The sequence below is a fragment of the Nostoc sp. genome, assembly GCF_036917615.1.
Classification (GTDB): Bacteria; Cyanobacteriota; Cyanobacteriia; order Cyanobacteriales; family Nostocaceae; genus Nostoc.
This window is the reverse complement of record NZ_JBALCZ010000079.1, coordinates 23,120-45,647: the sequence shown is the minus strand read 5'-3', so window position 1 is coordinate 45,647 and position 22,528 is coordinate 23,120. Positions and strand designations below refer to the sequence as shown.

16 protein-coding genes, 1 other RNA gene and 2 pseudogenes are annotated in these 22,528 nt (G+C 44.5%); 7 read left to right on the top strand and 12 right to left on the bottom strand.

All coding sequences use genetic code 11. The annotated features are described in order from the left end of the window. Positions 1-79: 79 nt before the first annotated feature. Positions 80-274 (bottom strand): hypothetical protein, encoded by a 195-nt coding sequence (locus V7K85_RS28935; RefSeq protein ID WP_334818967.1) that lies wholly within the window; start codon positions 272-274, stop codon positions 80-82. 98 nt (positions 275-372) lie between these two features. After that, positions 373-1,146, bottom strand: coding sequence for an imidazole glycerol phosphate synthase subunit HisF (gene hisF / locus V7K85_RS28930; RefSeq protein WP_334818965.1), 774 nt, complete (start codon positions 1,144-1,146; stop codon positions 373-375). Positions 1,147-1,416: 270 nt separating this feature from the next. Between hisF and ruvB the strand changes: the two genes are divergently transcribed. The 4 genes from ruvB (at position 1,417) to V7K85_RS28910 (ending at position 6,274) form a co-directional block, all read left to right on the top strand. Beyond that, on the top strand, positions 1,417-2,517 hold the full coding sequence (gene ruvB, locus V7K85_RS28925) for a Holliday junction branch migration DNA helicase RuvB (RefSeq protein WP_334818963.1): 1,101 nt from the start codon (positions 1,417-1,419) through the stop codon (positions 2,515-2,517). A 449-nt stretch (positions 2,518-2,966) separates the two neighbouring features. Continuing rightward, entirely contained in the window at positions 2,967-3,770 is an 804-nt protein-coding gene (locus tag V7K85_RS28920) for a tetratricopeptide repeat protein (protein WP_334818961.1), read from the top strand. 89 nt (positions 3,771-3,859) lie between these two features. Next, positions 3,860-5,131 carry a glycosyltransferase gene (locus tag V7K85_RS28915; protein ID WP_334818959.1) on the top strand — a complete coding sequence of 424 codons (1,272 nt, stop codon included), beginning with the start codon at positions 3,860-3,862 and terminating at the stop codon, positions 5,129-5,131. A gap of 321 nt (positions 5,132-5,452) precedes the next feature. Next, positions 5,453-6,274, top strand: a complete 822-nt coding sequence (locus tag V7K85_RS28910; protein WP_334818957.1) for a glycosyltransferase — start codon at positions 5,453-5,455, stop codon at positions 6,272-6,274. Positions 6,275-6,354: 80 nt separating this feature from the next. Here V7K85_RS28910 and V7K85_RS28905 read toward each other — a convergent pair whose 3' ends face one another. The 4 genes from V7K85_RS28905 to V7K85_RS28890 all read right to left on the bottom strand — a co-directional run bounded on the left by V7K85_RS28905 (position 6,355) and on the right by V7K85_RS28890 (position 13,863). Beyond that, complete coding sequence (locus tag V7K85_RS28905) at positions 6,355-7,749, bottom strand: cytochrome P450 (RefSeq protein WP_334818955.1); 1,395 nt, start codon at positions 7,747-7,749, stop codon at positions 6,355-6,357. A gap of 419 nt (positions 7,750-8,168) precedes the next feature. Continuing rightward, complete coding sequence (locus tag V7K85_RS28900) at positions 8,169-8,972, bottom strand: TIGR01548 family HAD-type hydrolase (protein ID WP_334818953.1); 804 nt, start codon at positions 8,970-8,972, stop codon at positions 8,169-8,171. A gap of 225 nt (positions 8,973-9,197) precedes the next feature. After that, a complete protein-coding gene (locus V7K85_RS28895; protein WP_334818951.1) occupies positions 9,198-12,380 on the bottom strand; it encodes an efflux RND transporter permease subunit in 3,183 nt (1,060 codons plus the stop codon). 100 nt (positions 12,381-12,480) lie between these two features. Beyond that, the gene (locus tag V7K85_RS28890; RefSeq protein WP_334818948.1) at positions 12,481-13,863 is read right to left on the bottom strand and encodes an efflux RND transporter periplasmic adaptor subunit; all 1,383 of its coding nucleotides are present in this window, start codon (positions 13,861-13,863) and stop codon (positions 12,481-12,483) included. A gap of 255 nt (positions 13,864-14,118) precedes the next feature. Between V7K85_RS28890 and V7K85_RS28885 the strand changes: the two genes are divergently transcribed. Beyond that, positions 14,119-14,742 carry a TetR/AcrR family transcriptional regulator gene (locus V7K85_RS28885; protein WP_334818946.1) on the top strand — a complete coding sequence of 208 codons (624 nt, stop codon included), beginning with the start codon at positions 14,119-14,121 and terminating at the stop codon, positions 14,740-14,742. A gap of 224 nt (positions 14,743-14,966) precedes the next feature. Next, a complete protein-coding gene (locus V7K85_RS28880; protein WP_094333099.1) occupies positions 14,967-15,266 on the top strand; it encodes a 30S ribosomal protein PSRP-3 in 300 nt (99 codons plus the stop codon). Between the two features lie 10 nt (positions 15,267-15,276). Here V7K85_RS28880 and V7K85_RS28875 read toward each other — a convergent pair whose 3' ends face one another. Both V7K85_RS28875 and V7K85_RS28870 read right to left on the bottom strand, forming a co-directional pair. After that, positions 15,277-17,046 carry a serine/threonine-protein kinase gene (locus V7K85_RS28875; RefSeq protein WP_334818944.1) on the bottom strand — a complete coding sequence of 590 codons (1,770 nt, stop codon included), beginning with the start codon at positions 17,044-17,046 and terminating at the stop codon, positions 15,277-15,279. Between the two features lie 184 nt (positions 17,047-17,230). Further along, positions 17,231-17,332, bottom strand: a pseudogene (locus V7K85_RS28870) (transposase); the annotation flags it as partial. Between the two features lie 3 nt (positions 17,333-17,335). Between V7K85_RS28870 and V7K85_RS28865 the strand changes: the two are divergent. Beyond that, positions 17,336-17,599 (top strand): annotated as a pseudogene (locus tag V7K85_RS28865) (zinc ribbon domain-containing protein); the annotation flags it as partial. A 74-nt stretch (positions 17,600-17,673) separates the two neighbouring features. On the opposite strand, the gene rnpB reads toward V7K85_RS28865, so the two are convergent. The 4 genes from rnpB to groL all read right to left on the bottom strand — a co-directional run bounded on the left by rnpB (position 17,674) and on the right by groL (position 22,471). Then, positions 17,674-18,093: RNase P RNA component class A (gene rnpB / locus V7K85_RS28860), an RNA gene on the bottom strand. Positions 18,094-18,142: 49 nt separating this feature from the next. Further along, complete coding sequence (locus V7K85_RS28855) at positions 18,143-18,838, bottom strand: hypothetical protein (protein WP_334818942.1); 696 nt, start codon at positions 18,836-18,838, stop codon at positions 18,143-18,145. Between the two features lie 64 nt (positions 18,839-18,902). Then, entirely contained in the window at positions 18,903-20,045 is a 1,143-nt protein-coding gene (corA, locus tag V7K85_RS28850; RefSeq protein WP_334818940.1) for a magnesium/cobalt transporter CorA, read from the bottom strand. A gap of 734 nt (positions 20,046-20,779) precedes the next feature. Next, positions 20,780-22,471: a chaperonin GroEL gene (gene groL / locus V7K85_RS28845; RefSeq protein ID WP_334818938.1), complete on the bottom strand. Its 1,692-nt coding sequence runs from the start codon at positions 22,469-22,471 to the stop codon at positions 20,780-20,782. Positions 22,472-22,528: the final 57 nt, after the last annotated feature.

Sequence of the window (22,528 nt, the reverse complement as noted above, 5' to 3'; positions counted from 1 at the left end):
CATAATCGCTTAATTATTACTACTTTGTCAAGCTTTTTGTGGAAACTAAATTTTAAATATCTCCTCAACCACTCAACACTCACAACGACACTCGCAACAAATAGGTCATACAGTGCCCCATTAAAAAATAAACTACTAACATGGCAGCAGCAGCCAGAGCAACCAATGTACCAGCCAACATTAGAGAAAATTCTTTACTCTCGTAGGCTCTTTCCATTAAGTGCAGCGACCACGCCACCAGTGCTACATCAAAAAGTAAAATAGGAAGCAACATATTTTTAATATTTGTTAATACTTGTAAAATAATATTAACACCCTTTTAAGGAACTGTGTCTAACCTAAGATAGATGTGATTGATTAAAAAATAAGCACTTAGCAAAACAAGCGGACTGGCACGTTGCGATCGCGCAAATAATTTTTGATTTCTGCGACGCTTAATTGACCGTAATGTAACAGGGATGCCAGTAATGCTGCTTCAGCTTTGCCTTCAGTTAGGGCAGTGTAGATATGTTCACAATTACCTGCACCACCAGAAGCAATGACTGGAATTTCTACAGCATCGGCAATTGCCCGTGTTATCTCAATATCATACCCGGTTTGGGTTCCATCAGCATCCATACTTGTGACTAGCAGTTCTCCGGCCCCCCGTTTTTCAACTTCTTGTGCCCAAAGTAGGGCATCTAAGCCTGTATTTTCCCTGCCACCCCGCACATACACATCCCAACCTGGATTCTCCGCGTTATTTCTGCGTCTGGCATCAATAGCAACAACTATACACTGATTACCAAAGCGATCGCTTGCCCGATTAATCAAGTCTGGATCACGCACCGCCGCAGAATTAATACTAACCTTATCTGCGCCGGCTCGTAACAAAGCTTTAACATTTTCTAAGGATTGAATGCCACCACCGACAGTCAATGGAATAAAGACCTGTTCAGCAGTCCGGTAGACCACATCTAAAATAGTAGCTCGGTCTTCATGAGTAGCTGTAATATCCAGAAATACTAACTCATCCGCACCGGCTTCGTTGTAAACCTTGGCTAGCTCTACCGGATCGCCTGCATCTTGGAGATTGACAAAGTTAACTCCTTTTACAACCCGTCCCGCCTTCACATCCAAGCACGGTAAGATTCTTTTAGATAACATAATAACTTTTGTACTTCTGGGTAATTGACCGGAATTTAAATTTTAAATTGGCGCGGGTATTTCCAAACGAAAATTTTCACACCCCTTGTTTTAAGCACGTATTGCAAAATGGGGCATTAAGCATTGGGGATGGGGCATGGGCCAAACAGGGCATTGGAGATTGGTTATTCTTTCTCCTCCTGCCTCCCCTGCTCCCCCTGCTCCCCCTGCTCTCCCTGCCTCCCCCACCACTCCCCACTCCCTAGTCCCTTAAAAGTAGATAGCTGAATTATGGCGATAATCTCCTCAAAAAAACAGCCTCCAGAACCTAACGGAGAACCAAAGCAGCGTCGAGAGTCGGCGAGGACACCTTCGGCAGACAATATTTTGCAACCTGAAGCTGCTATTGATGAACAAGAACAGCAAGAAGAAGGTATTCGGCCGCATCGATTTGCCGATTATATTGGGCAAAAAGACTTAAAGGATGTGCTAGATATTGCCATCAAAGCAGCCAAGTCTCGTGGTGAGGTGCTGGATCACTTGCTGCTGTATGGGCCGCCGGGATTGGGCAAAACCACAATGGCAATGATTTTAGCATCGGAAATGGGGGTAAATTACAAAATTACTAGTGCGCCAGCCCTAGAACGTCCACGGGATATTGTCGGGTTATTGGTGAACATGAAGCCAGGGGATATTTTATTTGTGGATGAAATTCATCGCCTCTCGCGGATGACAGAGGAAATTCTCTATCCGGCAATGGAAGATTATCGCTTAGATATTACTATTGGTAAGGGTTCCAGCGCTCGGATCAGAAGTTTGCCGCTGTCAAAGTTTACCCTAGTGGGAGCTACAACGCGTGTAGGTGCTTTAACTTCACCACTGCGCGATCGCTTCGGTTTAATTCAAAAACTCCGATTTTACGAAGTTGACGAACTGACTAAAATTGTACTGCGAACCGCTCAATTACTCAAAACCCCTGTTACAGAAGATGGTGCCACAGAAATTGCCCGTCGTTCACGTGGAACGCCACGGATTGCCAACAGGTTACTTAAACGGGTGCGTGATTATGCGGAGGTAAAGTTATCGGGTGAGATTAATGAAAGCGTTGCATCAGAAGCATTGCAACTATTTCAAGTAGATCCTTGCGGTTTAGATTGGACAGACCGCCAGATGCTGAGTGTGATAATTGAACAATTTAACGGTGGGCCAGTGGGGTTGGAAACAATGGCAGCAGCGACGGGTGAAGATACCCAAACAATTGAAGAGGTGTATGAACCTTACCTCATGCAGATTGGATATTTAACTCGGACTCATCGGGGGAGGATGGCGACAAAGGCAGCATATAAGCATTTGGGATTCACGCCGCCTAATGAACAGTTGTCATTATTGTAATTACGGGCATTGGGCATGGGGCATAGGGGATTGATTACTCGTAAATGAGTTTTTGAACTCCTTTAATGAGCCTTTGAACTCCTTTAATGAGCCTTTGAACTCCTTTAATGAGCCTTTGAACTCCTTTAATGAGTCTTTGAACTCCTTTAATGAGTCTTTGAACTCCTTTAATGAGTCTTTGAACTCCTTTAATGAGCCTTTGAACTCCTTTAATGAGCCTTTGAACTCCTTTAATGATAGGACTTACGCACACTCTACGAATTCTTGGCGCTCTTGGCGTCTTGGCGGTTCGATAAATTAAGCTTTTTGGCAATTTTTGCGTAAGTCCTAAATGAGTCTGCCCCATGCTCAATTACAAATGACAAAGCGCAAAGTCTGAACGGAGGTTTCCTCGGATCAGAACTTTGTAAGAGAGGACAAATGACAAATGACAAATTAAGTAGACCTAGATGATTAAGTTGATTAGTATTTTTCTCAGTCTGTTACTTGTGTTTGGCTGGGGTACTCCAGTCATGGCACAATCTCAACCGCCCATCACTCAAGAACAGTTAAAACAAGGCGATGAGTGGGCAAATCAAGCGTTTACAGCAACGAATCAAGGTGATTTTGCCACAGCTGAAACTTACTGGACAAAGATTATTGAGCAATTTCCTACCAATGCAGGGGCGTGGAGTAACCGAGGAAATTCGCGGGTGAGTCAGAATAAATTACAAGAAGCGATCGCAGATTATAACAAAGCCATAGAACTAGCGCCGAATGTCACCGATCCATATTTGAATCGGGGGGCGGCTTTAGAAGGGATGGGAAAATGGGATTCGGCGATCGCAGATTATAATCATGTTCTAGAACTCGATCCTAAAGATGCGATGGCATATAACAATCGCGGAAATGCCAAAACAGGTTTGGGTAAGTGGGAAGATGCGATCGCAGACTACAAAAAATCTAATGAGATAGCTCCAAATTTTGCCTTCGCCCGTGCTAACTACGCCCTCGCTCTTTATGAAACTGGTCAAAAAGACCAAGCAATCCGTGAAATGCGGAATATTGTCCGTAAATATCCTAAGTTTGCTGATGTGCGTGCCGCCCTCACAGCTGCCTACTGGGTAAATGGAGAACAAGGCGAAGCCGAAAGTAACTGGGTAGCAGCTTATGGACTGGATAGCCGTTATAAGGACATCAACTGGGTAACAAATATCCGCCGTTGGCCGCCCAGTATGATATCAGCTTTAGATAAGTTCTTGAAACTTCAGTAGGCAAGTTCAACTCAACAAAAATTATTTTCTTTGTTCCTATGTACCTGTTTTCTGGTATACATCATTGTAAATAAATAGAAGCAAGAACTATGACTCATTTTGGGCTGATTTGTCCGGCAGCAACTGGTCATCTCAACACTATGCTTCCCTTAGGAAAAGAACTGCAAAATCGGGGTCATCAAGTTACCCTATTCGGCTTTTCCGATGCTCAACCGAAGACACTAGCCGCAGGATTAGAATTTAGGGCGATTGGCGAATTTCAGTTTCCTTCTGGGGTGACGGCAGAATCCTTGGCTAAGTTGGGGAAGTTGAGTGGACTTGCTGCATTGCAATATACCATCAATCTACTCAAGGAAGGGGCTGATATTATGCTCAGGGATGCACCACCAGCAATCAAAGAAGCAGGTGTGGATGCACTTTTAGTAGATCAGGTGATGCCAGAGGGCGGAACTGTTGCAGAATTTTTAGGACTTCCCTTTATTACCGTTTGCAGTGCTGTAGTACTTAATCGAGAAGAGAGTGTTCCCCCAGTTATCACAAACTGGGACTATAACCTAGCTTGGTGGGCACAACTGCGTAACAGAGTGGGTTATGGGTTGTTGGATCGCATCGCCAAACCAATTAGAGAGGTAATAGCTGACTATCGCCGAGAGTGGAAGTTACCCCCACACTTCAGTGCCAATGAAGACTATTCCCTACTAGCTCAAATTAGTCAACAGCCTGCCCAATTGGAATTTCCCAGGCAATATTTGCCCCAGTGGTTCCATTTCACGGGCCCTTATCATAGTCCAATTGGTCGGGAAATTCCTGATTTCCCGTTAGAAAAGTTAACTGGGCAACCCTTAATTTACGCTTCAATGGGGACTGTCCAAAATCGCCTATTGGGAGTTTTCAAATCTATTGCTGAAGCTTGTAATGATTTGGATGCCCAATTAGTGATTTCGTTAGGTGGTTCCGCAGATCCAGAGTCTCTGGGGAGTTTGCCGGGAAATCCGCTGGTTGTTGGTTATGCACCCCAATTGGAATTGCTGCAAAAAGCGACTCTCACCATTACCCACGCGGGTATGAATACCACTTTAGAATCACTTAATAATGGTGTGCCAATGGTTGCCATTCCCGTTGCTAATGATCAACCAGGAATAGCAGCGCGTGTAGCTTGGGCTGGTGCTGCTGAAGCTGTACCCCTGAGTCGTGTGAATGTTCCAAAGCTACGATCCGCTATCCAAAAGGTGTTGACAGAAGATTCTTATAAACAGAATGCTTTGAAACTACAAGAGGCGATTCAGAAAGCAGGGGGTGTAAGTCGAGCCATTGATATTGTGGAACAGGTTGTATCTACAGGGAAGCCTGTATTGGCTTAAACAAAGTAATCAACTGTACTAATAGTGAACAAATCAAATAATATGGACTGGGACAATAACTCGATTGTATTTTATTCCAATTTTCCCTTTCATGTGGAAGATTGGGCACCTCCTTCTATAAAAAATGGTATTGGGGGCAGCGAAGAAGCTATCATTTACTTAAGTCAAGAACTAGTGAAATTAGGTTATCAAGTCACAGTATTTAATAGATGCGGTGACATGGAGGGGGAATATAATGGTGTAGTTTATCAGTCTGTTGATAAATTTAATCCTCAAGACAACTTTAATGCCTTAATCTTTCATCGCGCTTGGACGCAACCGATGATGATGAAAGTAAAGTCAAAAAAAACTGCTATTTGGATGCAGGATAACCCTAAATTATTTCCTCCACTAGAAGATTCTCAGCAATCAGAATTTTTAGCAAGTTTTGACAAGCTGTTTATGCTGTCAAACTTCCATAAATCTATGCTACCAAACTGGATTCCTGAAGAAAAAATATTTCTAACAACTAATGGTATTAATCTAGAAGATTTTCATTTAACAGGAATTTCTAGAAATCCTAAAAGATTAATTTCCATTAGTGACTATACAAGAGGCATTGAAAATTTACTTACTCAATGGGGCAAGATTATCCAAGAAGTACATGATGTTGAATTGCATATTTTCTATGGCTGGCAAGGAATTGATGCGCTGATTAATTCACCTTACATTACTAAATTTCCACAATTACCAGATAAAAAGAAGCAAATTTTGCAACTTTTTGATCAAAAAAACGTTTATGAATATGGCAGAATTGGGTACAAGCAGTTAATTGAAGAATTATTTAAATCTGGAATCTGGGTTTATCCTTGCCATACTGACGTTGAGACTTTCTGTATTAGTGCTTGGAAAGCTCAAGCGGCTGGTTGTGTTCCTGTAGTAACAACTTATGCCGGCTTAGATGAGAGTGTTAAATCTGGTGTCAGAATTAAGGGGCCTGCTGGAGATGAACAGACAAATAATGCTTTTATTGAAGCTGTAATTGACTTGTTGAAAAATCCAGAGAAACAAGAAAGCTTGAGAAAGGAAGCATTATCTCTAAAAGATTCCTTTGGTTGGGATAAAGTTGCTAAACAGTGGCACGAGGAATTTTTCTCAGTTTAAATAAAATCCAGGGTTATGCGTCATCGAACAGCCCGTCGTAGACATCGCTCCCACCTTATCCCATCGCATTCAAAAACGATTCACAATAAACTAGAGCTAGTCTCCCGAACTGCCTGATTTTGCTCACGCTTTCCCTTCACCACCATCTGCACACCACCTGCGGGGCTAAGTAGGAAACCCTTACGTGCTGGCTGCACTGGTTGACTCTGGGCCAATTCCATTTGCCAGCGAGATAGCACTGTAGCCAAAACTACCTTCATCTCAAGTAGGGCAAATGCCATCCCGATACAGCGACGATTCCCGCCACCAAAGGGCAAATACTCAGATGGGGTAAACTGCCGTTCCAGAAAACGCTCTGGTTTAAATTGCTTCGGCTGGGGATATAAATCTTCTCGATGATGGGTCAGATAAATGCAAGGAATCACCAAATTACCAGCATTTAACTGATAACCCATGATTTCTAGGGGGGATTTTACCAAACGATTTAATGCCAACATTACCACTGGATAGAGGCGCAGAGTTTCTGAACAAACAGCACTCAAATAGGGCGATCGCAAAATAGCATTTGGATCAGGGTTTTCACCCAGGCTATCTAGTTCTTGCAGTAGTTTTTCACGCACCTGTGGCAAATGGTGAATCCAGTAGAAAGCCCATGCTAACGAATTCGCCGTAGTCTCGTGACCTGCCGCCAACAGGGTAATTAACTCATCGCGTAACTCTACATCAGTCATCGACTGCCCCTGTTCATCACGAGCTGCCATCATCAAAGATAGGATATCAGTCCGAGATGGGTCAGGTTGCTCTTTGCGTTCCTGAATTTCAGCATAGATGAGTTCATCAACTTGCTGCCGTAAACGCAGGAATATTCCCCAAGGACTCCAAGAACCTAAATCTCGTTGCAGTGATGGGAAAAGAAGCATCATTCCTGTAACAAAAGGTTGGTTTGGATTCAGAATTTTCAGCAGCATTTCCTTGAGTTTTTCATAACGTGGCCCATCTACTAGACCAAATACAGCTTTCAAAATCACCTCTAAGGAGATTGCTTGCATAGATGGCAACACTGAAAAGGATTCCCCAACTGTCCATTGACTAATCACTTGCTCTGTGATGTCACGGGTTAACTGACCATAAGCCAGCATTCTTTCTCCATGAAAAGGGGGTGTCAACAACTTTCGTTGGCGCTGGTGAGGCTTACCTTCTAGAGCTAGTAATGATTGCCGTCCTAATAAAGGCGATTTAATACCCGCCGACTCACCAGAATCCAACTGTTTTGGATCTGTGATAAAAATCTGCTGAATCGCCTGAGGATTACTAATGAATACTTGAGGAGTAAAAACTGGGCCAATCCGGAGAGTAAAGATATCACCATAGCGTTTAGCACAATCTTCCATGTATTCTAAGGGATTAGTAAGCCACTGATACGTCTGTACCCAAGGGTGAGTTTGAGGACCGTTAGGCAGTTTAAGTGCAGACATTTTTATTAATCTCCCAATTATTCGAGCAAGGTTGTTATCAGCCAGTCATTCATACACCCATAGCTTGATTTATCTTAGTACAACATTTTATTAATTCGTAGCAAATTAAATTTGGCAATATTTTGCAATGCCAATGCGTCGGCTACATTGTTAATGCGTCCCGATACAATGCTAATGTGTCGGTCGCAATGTTAATGCGTCCCGATACAATGCCAATGCGTCGGTCGCAATGTTAATGCGTCCCGACACAATGCCAATGCATCGGTCGCAGTGTTAATGCGTCCCGATACAATGCCAATGCGTCGGTCGCAATGTTAATGCGTCTCGATACAATGCCAATGCATCGGTCGCAGTGTTAATGCGTTTCTCTGGATTATAAAACGCCACGATTTTACGCAAAGCTGTATTTAGAACGCAGATCAGGCAAATGAACTTACCAATTCCTGAATCTGCTTTGGAGTTAATTCTTGCACATTACTTAAAACTACCACTGCTCCTGCTGCTAGCAGTGTCTCAGCATAGGCATTACTACGCGCTGATGTTTCCTGGACATGGGCCGGTAAAACCCCTACACCAATCCAAGTGCGAGAAGAATCTAAAGCCTGTGCTTTCTCGATAGTATACATATCTGCTACCGTATCTCCCACATACACGATCACTGATGTTTGCTCAATTCCATTCTCTAGTAAGCGAACTGTGGCGAAAAGTCCAGTGGGGTCAGGTTTACCTGGTGCATCTTCCATCGCAATCAACACAGGAGATTGTAAGCCCAGGCGTTTTTCTAAGACATAGTTAGCGGAAGTACGAGTCGCACCGCTAAAAAATCCCCAAGCAATCCCCGCTTGGGTAAGTTGCTCTAAATAGCTAGGTTGCAATAATAAAGGTTCATTACAGATATACCCCGTTAAATTGTTGGGGTCTGGACCTCGGTAACGCGATTGAAAAAAAGCAACGATCGCATTGTAATCTAGTTGCAGTTGCTCGCGGGTCTGTTCTTGGGTTTCAAAGTAGCGGTAAATTAATTCCTCCGATGCTTCCCAATCGTTATTCCATACGCCTTCGGACTTTAGTTGGTCAATATCGAGTGGGGTTGGACGATATGCTTGGGTAGTAAAATATTCTACAGTATCTGCGATCGCTCGCCGATAAGAACCGCTAACATCGCGCACAACGCCATCAATATCGAAAACAACAATTGCTTTTGCAGAAGTTTGTTGAGTCATGGGTAGGGAGCAAAAGAGTTTTATATCTGATTCTAGTCAAAATTTAAAGCCTCTCCCCGTTGGCGTCAGCCTGCCGTTAGGCAAGCAAAGAGAGGTTTAAAGAGGGGTCAAAGGGATATTTTCGGATAAACACATCTTCTAAGAGCGATCGCATCCCCATTGCTCTCAAGCAGTTAAGTAGGGGCATCTCCCTGAGACTTGACGACTGTTACTTGAGCCTTTCCATTACAAAGAGGCTAAATCCCTAGATGGAGTAGATTCAGACGATTGGGGTGGCTTGGGAGGTTTACCTTTAAAGGCAAACTCTGTGAGGTTTTTGACCACCACATAAAGGACGGGTACCAGTAGCAGGCTCATGATGACGGAGACCAATAAGCCGCCAAACACCGCCGTACCGAGCGACACCCGGCTGGCTGCACCAGCCCCGGATGACAGTACTAGAGGAAGGAAGCCGACGAGGGAAGCGATCGTGGTCATTAAAATGGGGCGGAGTCGCTGTTGAACTGCATGGAGTGCAGCTTGGGCGATCGTCATTCCTTGCTCCCGCGATTGGTTGGCAAATTCTACAATCAAAATCGCGTTCTTACTTGCCAAACCAATCAACATCACCAATGCCACTTGACAGTATAAATCGTTGACCAACCCGCGCACTGAGACGAATAACAGAGCGCCTAAAATTGCAAACGGTACCGTCAGTAGGATAATGATTGGGTCGATGTAATTTTCGTACTGCGCCGCCAAGATTAGAAACACAGTCAGAAGACCAAGACCAAAGAGCAGAATCGTTTGTCCACCAGACTTGGTTTCTTCTCTGGAAAGCCCTGTCCAGTCGTAACCCAAACCGGGTTGCTCAATCTCCTTAAACGTCTGCTGCATCGCCGCAATTGCTTGCCCAGAACTGTAACCTGGGGCAGCACTGCCTTGAATCTTGATCGAGCGGAATAAGTTGAAGTGGCTGATTGTTTGCGGGCCTGTAATCGGAGTCACTTTTGCGACTTCATTTAATAGCACCAGATTACCACCTCTGGAACGGACATTAATTTGACCAATATTGTCTGGAGAGTTGCGAAACTGTTCATCTGCTTGGATGTATACCCGGTAGCTGCGCTGGGAGAAGGTAAAATCGTTGACATACTGCCCACCCATGTAAGCACCCAGAGTATTCATTGCCTGACTAAAATCGACATCGAGGGCTTCTAAGCGATCGCGGTCAATGTTAATCTCGTACTGAGGAGTGCTGGCGGTAAATTGAGTGTACACTTGGCGTAAGGCGGGGTTATGATTAGCTTTTGCAATCAACTGTTGCGCGATCGCCAAAAATTGATCGATACTCAGTTGTCCGTTGGTGCGGTCTTGAAGCTGAAATTCAAAGCCGCCTGTCACGCCATAGCCAGAGACGGCGGGCAAGTTGGAGGCGAAGATCATCGCATCCTGATTTTGGCTGAAAATACCATTCAGCCGTTGTACGATCGCCTTAACCGAATGTTCTTCACCCTGGCGCTCTTTCCACTCTTTCAGGTTAAAGAAAAACGTCCCCTGATTCGGTCCATTGCCGTTTAGACCAAAGCCGCCAATGACGAGAGACGCTTCCATCTCAGGCACTTCTTTTTGCAGGGTTTGATACACAGTGTTAACCACTTTTTCGGTGGAGGCGAGGGAGACACCATCAGGAGCCTGAATCAGACCGACGATGATGCCTTGATCCTCATCTGGCACAAATCCACTGGGGACGGAAATATAGATAAACACCGTTACCGCAAGTCCGAGGATAAATAGCCCCACTACGAACATGCGGATGCGGAGCAGGAACTTGGTCAGACGCTCGTATTGCTCCAGCACCCAGCTAAAGCCCCGGTTAAACTGATGAAAGAACCAGCCTAGTGGCCCTCGCCCTTCCCCCTCGGCATGATGCAGGAAGATTGCAGACATACTGGGTGTGAAACTCAGGGCATTGAATAAAGAAATCCCGATGGAAAAGATAATGATTAGTGCGAACTGCCGATACATGATGCCGATCGCGCCCGGAAAAAAGGACACCGGGATAAATACTGCTATCAACACCAAGGAGGTGGCAATCACCGCGCCTGAAAGCTCCCCCATCGCCTCAAAAGCAGCTTGCCGTCGGTCTAAGCCTTGTTCCATCTTGGCAGCAATCCCCTCTACGACGATGATCGCATCGTCTACCACCAGACCCGTTGCCAGTACCAATCCAAACATGGTCAACGTGTTGAGTGAGAAGCCCAGGACATAGGCAAAGGCCAATGCACCAATCAAGGATACAGGAACAGCGATCGCCGGAATGATCGTAGCCCGCCAATCTTGCAAAAAGATGAAAATCACCAGCACCACTAGGGCGATCGCTTCTATCAGCGTCTTGACTACTTCTTCAATTGAGACTTCCACAAACTTGGTGGTGTCGTAGCAAATGACGGCTTTCAAACCGGGGGGAAAGTTTTTCTCTAACTCTGCAATCTGGGCTTCTACAGCTTTGGCAGTATCCAGCGCATTGCTGCCCGGAAGTTGATAGATCAATATGGCAGCGCCGGGTTTGCCTTGTACCAGTGCCGAAGTTGTATAGTCCTGTGCTCCTAACTCGGCTCGTCCCACATCCTTGAGTTTAACCAGCGTCCCGTCGGTTTGGGACTTAATCACCAGGTTCTCGAATTCCTTGACATCTTTTAATCTACTATTGATGCGTAGCGGGAAATTCGAGTTCTGATTTGCCTGCGTGGGCGCTTGACCGATCGACCCTGCCCCCACCTGAACATTCTGAGAAGTTAGCGCACTGCTAACATCCGTTGCCGTCAAGCCCCGACTGGCTAAAGCGTTTGGGTCAAGCCACAGCCGCATTGCATATTGGCGTTCCCCAACCAGTCTGGTATCTCCCACACCAGGAACGCGCTTGATGGCATCAGTGATGTACAGGTCAACATAGTTACTCAAAAAGATGTTGTCGTACTCGCTATTTTCAGCATAGAAGCCATAGACTAGGAGAATGCTGTTAGAACGTGCTACGGTGGTCAGTCCAGTTTGCCGTACAGACTCAGGTAAGGTCGGTTGGGCGATCGCAGCTCGATTCTGCACGTTAACTTGGTTAATGTTACGGTTACTCGTTGGGTCAAACAGAGTTGAAATCGTGCCGGAGCCGTCGTTACCACTGGTTGAAGTCATGTACTGCATCCCCTCAACCCCGTTCACTTGCCGCTCAATCACGGTTGATACGGTATCTTCAACAGTTTGGGCATCTGCGCCAATATAGACGCTGGAGGTTTGCACCTGAATCGGCGCAATTTCTGGTAGGTTGTTAATCGGCAGCAAGGGAATACAGATGCCACCAATCAGCAAGATTAGCAGGGTGCAAACTGTTGATAAGACAGGTCGCTTGATAAAATTGTCTGCGATCGACATGATAATTATACTATTTTGGATTTTAGATTGAGAAAGTCCTACCCAGAATGACTTTCACCTAACTATGTGTCACATTCTTTTTGAAAATTGGTATTAACTTCTAAGGTTGTGGTTGGATGGGTGCGCCATCACGCAGTTTGAGAATGTTAGACACCGCTACGCGATCGCCTGGTTTAATTCCCTCTAAAATGGGATAGCGATCGCTTTGCACCTCACCTAACTTCACAGGTTTTTGATGCACGACGAATTGCGGCTTTTTCTTTGACTTGTCTTCTCCCACCACAAAAACAAAACTCTGTCCACCAATGCGAGTCACTACTTGAGTCGGAATCAAAATTCCCGGCTGCTGGTTCCAGATAATCCGGGCGCGAACATATTGCCCATCCCGCAATTTGCCATTTAAATTAGTAAATCGAGCTTTCACTAAGATAGATTGGGCAGATGTATTCACTTGCGGCGAAATAAAGTTAATACTGCCGGTGGTTAAACGCTTACCTGTGTTGGCATCCAGTAGCTCTACAGATAATCCCCGACGCAATTGGGCAGCATTGTTGGACGGTATCAAAATTCGCATATCCAAGAGATCGTTTTTGGTAATTGTGGTCAAGTTGCCGCCAATATTCACATAATCGCCCACTTTCACGGAGAAATCGCCAACGATACCATCAAACGGTGCAACTATCTGCTTCTGGTTCTGATTCACTTGACTTGAGGCAACTTGAGCCTGGGCTTGCTGCACGTTCGATAGTGCCTGATTGACACTTGCTTGCCCTGCATTTACCTGCTTTTGGGCAGCCGCTAGGGTGGCGATCGCTGCATCTAGTTTGTTTTTAGCAATATCGAGTTCTTGTCGCGCCTGTGCGCCTTCAGTTACAAGCACCTTGGTTCGCTGGAACTGCACTTGCTGTAATTTCACATCTGCCGCTGCTTTAACTTGATCGGCTCGTTTCCCTTCCAGCTGTTCCTGGGCGGTTGTTACAGCCGCACGATTCGAGTTAACCGTAGCAATGGCGCTCTTAACGTTGGCTGTAGTCTGATCCAAACTTAGAGACAGAATCGGCGTTCCTTGGGTGACGCGATCGCCACTGGATACAAATATGCGTTCGATTCGCCCCTGAATTTGCGGCTGAAGCGAAACGCGCTGCTGGGCTTCTAGGATGCCGACAAACTCAGAGGTCGATTGAACTTGACTCGATTCAACAGTCTGCACCTTAACCGGGAGAGGCGGTGGCGCTTGTGATGGCGGGGCTTCTCGCTTGCCTAATAATTGCCAAGCCACAAAGCCCCCGCCCCCAAGCACAAGAATAACAAGTATTGCCGAAAGCCATCCTTTCCGTTTTCCAGGAGGTATAGTAGAGGTTTCTTCAGTCGGACGCGGTGTAGACACTGAAGCTACGACCGAACCAAAGCCGTTGGTAGCACTGTTCTTCAAATCATCAGTTTGATCGAAAGATCCAGATGTAATTGGGCGATCAAATGACATAAAATACTTAACTCCGTCAAGAGATTTTGGATTTTAAATTTGGGATTTTGATTCACCTCACCGATAAACGGATGAAGCTCGAAGATTTTAAATTTGGGTTTATTTTGGTCTCGCCTGAGTTGGGTAATAAAAAGACGAAACTGTTTCGTGTTGCCTAAAATCAGATTAAACAAAACAGTTTCGTCTTGTCAAGAGGTATGATGGAAATCAGTCAATAGTATTAGTGGATGCCCAGCAAACCGGGAAAATTGAGTGATGAGTAACGTTAAGAGTGTTGAACGGGATTTATCCCCCGAAAAAACTGAAGCGATTTTGCAAGGAGCGATGCAGGAGTTTCTGGAGCATGGCTATGCAGGTGCCAGGATCGATAAAATTGTCGCTAGAGCAGGAGTCTCTAAAGCCACGGTCTACCGCCATTTTGCCGATAAGGAGGCATTGTTTACTGCCCTGATTCAACGAATGGCAGTGAGAACAAACTTTTTTCAGCAACAAGACTTTCCACCATTACAAGAGGAACCGATTGTATTTTTGAGACGTTATGCCACTCAAATGCTTGACAAGATTGCTCAAAACTCTCAAGAGCTAAGGTTTTTCAGAATCATCATTAGTGAGTCAGGACGGTTTCCAGAACTGGGACAGGCGTTTGTCCAAAATATTGAAAAGCCGAATTTTGACTTTCTAGCGCAATACTTTGCTACTCATCCTAAACTTCAGCTTGCTGACCCGGAAGTTGCAGCCCGAACGTTTATCGGAACGCTGCTGCATTTTGTGATTATGCGAGATTTGCTGCATGGTAGAAATATTGTGCCAATAGAGTGCGATCGCCTCATAGATAGCTTGGTCGATCTGATCCTTAACAAAAACGAAGCTAACCCCTGATTTTCCTTTTTAAAAACTTAAGAGTCAGTCTGGCAGTAGGGGAGTTGGGTAAAAATAATATCCCAATGATCGTAAATGCTAGTCATAAGCATCTCTATATAACCCCGACTAGATTTTATGTTAGTCCATTCTCAATCACTGTTTGGTCATTTGATCGGGTATTGCGTTAAAATAAGCGATCGCTATCCTAGTTAAGTAATGCCCGGAAATTCCCGGAGGTGTGATTGACCAAGTTTATTTTGAAAATTCTGTGGTTAGACGAAAACGTCGCTCTAGCGGTCGATCAAGTTGTAGGCAAAGGCACAAGTCCTTTAACTAAGTACTTTTTTTGGCCCAGAAATGATGCCTGGGAAGAGTTAAAAAAGGAACTAGAGTCCAAACATTGGATTACTGACCTGGATCGTGTCGAGTTGCTTAATAAAGCGACAGAAGTGATTAACTACTGGCAAGAGGAAGGCAGAAACCGTCCAATGGCAGAAGCTCAGTTGAAATTTCCAGAAGTTGCCTTCACAGGTAGCGCCTGATATTACAATATTAGCGATTGTGCTGTTCTACAAGCTGCCACAGTTTGATAGTTTTGTCCCTGCTGCCACTTGCAATTAATTGTGTAACTTTGCTTACAGCAACAGCAGATACTGAGTCTACATGACCAGAGAGAGTAACAATCTCTTCTGCTGTGCTTAACCTCCAAAGTTTAACTGTTTTGTCGCAACTTGCACTTAGGAGCGTTTCGCCATCGGCAGTAAAAGCCACAGCCACCACAGACCAGGAATGGCCTACAAGTGTGCAAATTAGCTGACCAGTGTTTACCTCCCACAATTTAATAGTGTTATCATCACTACCCGTCGCCAAAATTTGACCATCAGGACTAAAAGCGACTGTCAAAACCGCCCATGCATGACCCGAAAGGGTGCCTAACAAGCGATAGCATGGGCGGTTTTGAAATTTTTCCTCAAACCCTCCAAATGCTCTCAATTGCCACAGGCGAATTGTTCTGTCATAACTAGCGCTGGCTAAAATTTGTCCTTGGGGACTAAACGCCACTGAATTTACCTGTAATTTGTGTCCAGTTAGGGTGCAAATTTCTGTACCAGTATTTACATCCCAGAGTTTGATTGTCTTATCCCAGCTACCACTAGCAAGAATCTGTCCATCTGGACTGAAAGCAACTGATTTTACAGCGTGTGAGTGTCCCAATAGGGTGCAGATTTCCTCTAATGTCTCAACCTGCCACAATTTGATAGTTTTATCGTCGCTAGCAGTTGCCAGAATTTTCCCATCAGGACTGAAGGTGACTGATTTTACAGCTTGGGAATGTCCTGATAAACTAGCCAGGATTTTTTTGGTATTTAAATCCCACAATTTGACGATTTTATCATCACTACCACTGGCTAAAGTGTTACTGTCAGGGCTGATGGCAAGGGCATTCACACTACTCAATGTCCCAGAATGCCCAGTTAGAGTATGCAAGCAGCGCCAAGGAGGATTTTGAATTTGGGATTTGGGATTTTGAGTTTTAGATTCCATACCCATTGCTTGCATAACTTCATCAGCTGATTGAAAACGGCGGTTAACAGCATTTTGCAGCAGCTTGTCGAGGATTTGCGCCAAGCGCTCGCTTACCTTAGTAGTAAGATATTGTTGCCAAACCCAGCAATCATTAGCAATATCAAATAAATCAAAGGGAGAAATCTGGGTAAGTAAGTAAATGCAAGTTACACCTAAGCTATATAAATCACTAGCAAAAACCGCTTTTCCCCTCGCTTGTTCTGATGCAGCATATTCTGGACTGCCGATACTGGTTTGTGATGTTAACCGCTCAATTTCGGTAACGATTTTCGCAGTGCTAAAATCGACTATGACGAAATCCCCCTTTTTTGTAATTGGGGATTTACGGATGATATTGTGGGGTTTAATATCACGGTGGATGATGTTGCGATCGCTAATCAACTGTAAAACTGGCAACACATCTTCTAACAGTTGCCAAATCTGAGTTTCATTAAAAGCGCCTTCCTCCTCAACCACCTGAGCTAAATTAGTGCCTGCAATAAACTCTTGCACTAAATAAAAATGCCCGTTCTGCTGAAAATAAGTTAATAAAGCGGGAATTTGGGGATGTTTTCCTAATTCCTCTAGCCGTTGCATTTTTTGCTCAAAGGCTAATGGTGTTTCGGATTCCAGCAATAATTCTTGAACGACGCAAGGAACTGGAGGAAACTGACCTTCATCTACAGCGAGGAAGGTTTTGCAGAATCCCCCTTCACCAATCCGCTTGAGTAAACGATAACGTTCTTGTAAAAGCAAAATTTCTTTGCCTACAGGGCATCCACAATAAAATATAGCTGTTTTTAGCTGGATAAGACAGAAGCCTCACGTCCATAATCTCTGATTTGGCGTGAGATGAATGGCGCATTAATTGCGGTGCTCCTTTGTGAACTATGTTTGACGCGAGAATCTACCAGTACCGCAATTAACAATCTCTCAGGCATCAAGACGGAGAATCTTGGTTTTCGATGTACCGCTTCAAGGCTGAAACTGTAACTCCTCCACACGACGCAATGAAGTAAGAGCCGTTCCATAAAACATCTTTGTGACTATAACTGAGGCTGGATGGGGTCAATTCCTGCAAATTCTTTCAATCAAGGCTGAAAGAGCCGGATTGCTTGCAATTGCTGTGAATCCAAACGGCACATCTCAAGACTGCTCAAATTGCGGTCACAAGGTCAAGAAGCAACTTTCCGACCGCTGGCACTCATGCCCATCCTGCGGATGTTCTCTAGACCGTGACCACAATGCAGCAATCAAGTGCGATTCGTTTAGTCGAAACCTAATTAGGCGGTTACTACACGAGCCGTAGAATCTTACATCGTATAAAATCCCTACAAAAAATAATGGAGTACAAACCGTGAAAGGTTCATACTCCATTACAGAGGAGAGAGCAGGACATAAGCCGGGTTCTGTTCTCTTGCGAGGGCAGTTATCTATCTGGGATGGCTGTTACCAGACACCTCTAGCGGCTCTCGTTGAGCGGAACTGGTAAAAGACCAACCGTAGTTCCTATCGCCTTGCTCCCAACCGGGGTTTACCGAGCCAGCACCTCTCGATACTGCTGGTGCGCTCTTACCGCACCTTTGCACCCTTACCAAACAATTTTGGATTTTGGATTTTGGATTTTAGATTCAATCCAAAATTTAAAATCTAAAATCTAAAATTGATTGGCGGTATCTTTCTGTGGCACTATCCTCACGATCGCTCGCACTGGACGTTATCCAGCAAGTTTGGTCTTTCGGGAGTCCGGACTTTCCTCAAACCAGTGACTATGACTGATCTGCAACTGCCTGCGCCTACTCTCTCCTTAGATCCAGTGTAATCTTGGATGGCATAGTCTGTCTGGTTGGTATTACTTTTTTTTATTCCAAGGTAGAGCGTAAGTCCAAGGTAGTTTCCTGACTGTGAAAGGACAATTGATAATACTAATGGCAGGAAAATCACGACCTGGGGCTAGACCTAAACGCACCTCAGATACTCTGAGCACCAGTTGCAGAGAAAAGTCCAACTCCTTTCTTCTGTTAATAAAGTCGTTATACAACTTTTTTTGTCCTTTTTGCAGCCCATTAATATCAATTAGTGGTTTTTTCGCTAAATAGGTTCCAGCTACTTGATCGCGCTCAAATACATCTTCTGCTGTCACCGTTTCAGAAAGTGTTTTCTTAGGGGCAATCAGGCTAGGACTTTGGGGGACTGCTAAGTCGCGGGTTAAGTCTGGTGATTTCCGAATCACGCGCCGCGATTGCTTGCTATGTTCAACTACTAAAGAACTATTGTCCCAGTCAACGTATATGGCAATATTGTCAGATTTATTTTCAATGCTAAGTGATAAATCTTTCAAATCGTCAATTGGATATGAGGATTTGAGTTTAAAAGAAATCCCAACTTTATCGTCGAGATTTTGTTCTTTGAGTTGCTCGTCAACAATTCCTTTCTTAAACTCAAATTTAACTTGGTCATCGATTGATTCAACCATGCGGTTAAAAACATAGGAAACACCGATAATATAAATCGTCAAAACTACTAAATTCTGGTCGCTACTCCTCATAACTCAAAAATCTTAACTCCCGGTGCTAATGAATGTATATCGATTCGTCGCCCATCTGCAATTATTAATTACGCTTCATTGTCACAGAATTTTGCAACCAGCCCCGTTGCCAAAAAAAGAATAGCAAACCAAATGCGATCGCAGCCATTACTGCCAAGCAAAGTGGATAGCCCCAATACCAATTCAATTCAGGCATATTATATGGCGATTTTTCAGTACTGAAATTCATACCATATATTCCGGCAATAAAAGTCAGTGGAATAAAAATTGTTGAAACTATCGTTAGTACCTTCATGATTTCATTCATTTTGTTACTTACTGCTGAGAGGTACACATCCATCAACCCGGATGCTAGTTCTCGGTAAGTTTCCACCATATCCATTACTTGCACGGCATGGTCATAACAATCTCGCAGGTAGATTCGCACCTCCTCACCAATCAGTTCACTACCATCTCGAATCAAAGAATTAATTGCATCCCGCTGTGGCCAGATAGCACGACGTAGTTGCAGTAATTCTCGCCTAATTTGATAAATATTTTGTAGTGTTTGTGGGGTAGGTTTGACTATTACTTCTTCTTCTAAATCTTCGATTCGTTCCCCATAAACCTCTAGCACCGGGAAAAAGCCATCAATAATTGCATCTAACACCGCATAAGCTAAATAATCGGCTCCCTGTTTACGGATGATACCTTTGTTTTTTTCAATTCGCGATCGCACCCCTTCAAAGCAATCATGCTCTGGTTCTTCTTGTACTGTGAGCAAATAATTTTTCCCCAATATCAAACTCACTTGCTCACTGTAAAAACCACATATTCTTTCCTTTGGTACTACCATCCGGGCAATAAACAGTAATTGGTCTTCATAATCCTCTGTTTTGGGACGCTCCGGTACATTGACTACATCTTCTAAAACTAGAGGATGTAATTCAAAAACCTTACCTAATCGTTGTAAGATGTCTTGACTGCCTAAACCTTGTACGTCCACCCAAGAAATGGATTCCTTTTCCAGATATGGGACACACTCCTCTGGGGTTACTATTTGATCACGGATGAAATTGGTTTCGTTATAATCAATCAAGAAAATTATTGGTGGTGGAGCATCTGGATCAATAATAATGGTTCCTGGTAGAGTCCCTGGTTGGTGATAGAACTCATCTTCATGTGGCTTAGTTACTACTTTGGAAAAACGACGCAGTTTTCGTGCCATCCAATATTACCTAATAGTTATTGGTCAGTTGTCAGTTATCAATGGTAAAAACAACTGACAACTTACACGTAATTTTACAAAAATTAATCCAAAGACGGTGATTTCTAGATTAAGCAATTATTTAGATCGCTAATTTGGTGATCAGCATTTTGTTGGTAATCAGTTGTACTCACAACTAACCACTGAAAAGTTTTATAATTACAGCTATTTTCAGATAAATAAGGTTGCGCGGTAGGGGCACAGGAATGTTCATTGGTGTCAACTTAACGTAAAAACCAGTCTAGACAGAGCTTTGAGAGATTGCCTAGAAGAGAAGTCTTTGGCTCTTAATGCCTCCTAGTACCGCAAGGCGGAAGTCAAAAGTCAAAAGTCAAAAGTCAAAAGTATTATGGAATGGGCTTTTTAAGGATTTTAAATGGTTGCTCGATTTACGCCGTGGCGTACTAGTAGGCTCCGCCTTCCTTACTCGCGGCACCGCAATGAGGTGCATTTCCAACCAGAGGCTGGAAACGAGGTTTTAAGAGGGTTTTGGCTTAATTTGACACCAATGAGCTTTTTCTGTGCCCCTACACAGGTGTGGTTCAAATACATCAAAGCTGCTGTAAGTTTATTTACGTCCAGCTACTTCCCAGCAATACAGATAACATATTGCTTCTCAATCAGCAATGCTATAAAAAACAGTTTGTCTTGGTAAGACAAACTGCTTAAAAAATATTTATCTGGGTGAGCAGAAGTTAGAACATACCCATGCCGCCCATGCCACCCATACCGCCCATACCGCCCATACCGCCCATGCCGCCCATGCCGCCCATGCCGCCCATATCAGGCGCAGGAGCAGCGGATTTCTTCTCCGGCTTTTCAACAACGATCGCTTCGGTGGTTAAGACCAAACCAGCAATGGAACCAGCGTTTTGCAAAGCTGAACGCACGACTTTGGCAGGGTCGATAATGCCAGCAGCGATCAAGTCTTCAAATTCCCCGGTAGCGGCGTTGTAGCCAATGTTGAAGTCGCTATCCCGGACTTTAGAGACGATAACAGAACCTTCAGCACCAGCGTTCTCTGCTATTTGGCGCAAGGGAGCTTCTAGCGCTCGTCCGACTATATCAGCCCCAATCTTTTCTTCCTCGTCTTGTAGACTGTTTTTAATCGTTTCTACCGTCTTGGCTAAGTGAATTAGGGTCGTTCCACCACCAGGAACAATACCTTCTTCCACGGCGGCTTTAGTAGCGTTCAGCGCGTCTTCAATCCGCAGTTTGCGGTCTTTGAGTTCGGTTTCGGTTGCCGCACCCACTTTAATCACTGCCACACCGCCAGCGAGCTTGGCGATGCGTTCTTGCAGTTTTTCTTGATCGTAGTCAGAATCGGTTTGTTCCAACTGCTTACGAATTTGAGCGATCCGCTTTTGCACCTCTGGTTTGGTGACACTGCCAGCTACAATTGTGGTGCTTTCTTTGTCAATGGTGATTTTGCGGGCAGCTCCTAGCGCTTCTAGAGAAGCGGTATCCAAGCTCAAGCCGATTTCTTCAGAAATCAACTGTCCATCGGTGAGAATAGCAATATCTTCTAACAAAGCTTTGCGGCGATCGCCAAACCCAGGTGCTTTAATCCCAGCTACGGCAAGTACACCCCGCGCTTTGTTCACCACCAAAGTTGCCAAAGCATCACCTTCGACATCTTCAGCAATGATCAGCAAGGGCTGACCAGAACGAGCAACTTTTTCCAAAATCGGCACTAAATCTTGGATGCTGCTGATTTTTTTATCTGTCACCAAAATCCGGGCGTTTTCAAATTCGACGATTTGCCGTTCGTTGTTGGTGACGAAGTAGGGAGAAATATAACCCCTGTCAATCTGCATCCCCTCAACTACTTCTAGTTCAGTCGTCAGGGATTTAGATTCTTCAACGGTAATTACACCATCTTTGGTGACTTTTTCCATTGCTTGGGCTAGCATATCGCCAACTTCTTCATCGTTACCAGCAGAGACAGTGGCAACTTGAGCGATCGCACTTCCTTCTACTGGCTTGGCTATCCTGGCAATTTCTTGTACAAGTGCCTCAATAGTTTTGTCGATCCCGCGCTTCAAACTAACTGGGTTACTACCCGCCGCGACGTTCTTCAAACCTTCCCGAATCAAGGCTTGTGCTAAAACTGTGGCGGTGGTGGTGCCATCCCCAGCGACATCTTTAGTTTTTGAGGCTACTTCCTGGATGAGTCTTGCACCTGTATTCTCCAGAGGATCTTCTAATTCAATTTCCTTGGCAACAGTGATACCATCGTTGACAATTTGAGGTGCGCCAAATTTTTTCTCTAAAAGGACATTGCGACCTTTGGGCCCCAAGGTGATTTTTACGGCATCGGCAAGGGCGTTAACACCCCTTTCTAGAGCTCGCCGAGATTCCTCGTCAAATGCAATAATTTTCGCCATGTTTTATTTCTCCAGCGCTTCCATTAGACAATTTAGCACTCACAGAGCAAGAGTGCT

What these genes read in the sequence shown, in the direction of transcription:
- V7K85_RS28935 (WP_334818967.1), bottom strand. Translation starts at nt 274, where the DNA reads ATGTTGCTTCCTATTTTACTTTTTGATGTAGCACTGGTGGCGTGGTCG.
- hisF (WP_334818965.1), bottom strand. Translation starts at nt 1,146, where the DNA reads ATGTTATCTAAAAGAATCTTACCGTGCTTGGATGTGAAGGCGGGACGG.
- ruvB (WP_334818963.1), top strand. Translation starts at nt 1,417, where the DNA reads ATGGCGATAATCTCCTCAAAAAAACAGCCTCCAGAACCTAACGGAGAA.
- V7K85_RS28920 (WP_334818961.1), top strand. Translation starts at nt 2,967, where the DNA reads ATGATTAAGTTGATTAGTATTTTTCTCAGTCTGTTACTTGTGTTTGGC.
- V7K85_RS28915 (WP_334818959.1), top strand. Translation starts at nt 3,860, where the DNA reads ATGACTCATTTTGGGCTGATTTGTCCGGCAGCAACTGGTCATCTCAAC.
- V7K85_RS28910 (WP_334818957.1), top strand. Translation starts at nt 5,453, where the DNA reads ATGATGATGAAAGTAAAGTCAAAAAAAACTGCTATTTGGATGCAGGAT.
- V7K85_RS28905 (WP_334818955.1), bottom strand. Translation starts at nt 7,749, where the DNA reads ATGTCTGCACTTAAACTGCCTAACGGTCCTCAAACTCACCCTTGGGTA.
- V7K85_RS28900 (WP_334818953.1), bottom strand. Translation starts at nt 8,972, where the DNA reads ATGACTCAACAAACTTCTGCAAAAGCAATTGTTGTTTTCGATATTGAT.
- V7K85_RS28895 (WP_334818951.1), bottom strand. Translation starts at nt 12,380, where the DNA reads ATGTCGATCGCAGACAATTTTATCAAGCGACCTGTCTTATCAACAGTT.
- V7K85_RS28890 (WP_334818948.1), bottom strand. Translation starts at nt 13,863, where the DNA reads ATGTCATTTGATCGCCCAATTACATCTGGATCTTTCGATCAAACTGAT.
- V7K85_RS28885 (WP_334818946.1), top strand. Translation starts at nt 14,119, where the DNA reads ATGAGTAACGTTAAGAGTGTTGAACGGGATTTATCCCCCGAAAAAACT.
- V7K85_RS28855 (WP_334818942.1), bottom strand. Translation starts at nt 18,838, where the DNA reads ATGAGGAGTAGCGACCAGAATTTAGTAGTTTTGACGATTTATATTATC.
- corA (WP_334818940.1), bottom strand. Translation starts at nt 20,045, where the DNA reads ATGGCACGAAAACTGCGTCGTTTTTCCAAAGTAGTAACTAAGCCACAT.
- groL (WP_334818938.1), bottom strand. Translation starts at nt 22,471, where the DNA reads ATGGCGAAAATTATTGCATTTGACGAGGAATCTCGGCGAGCTCTAGAA.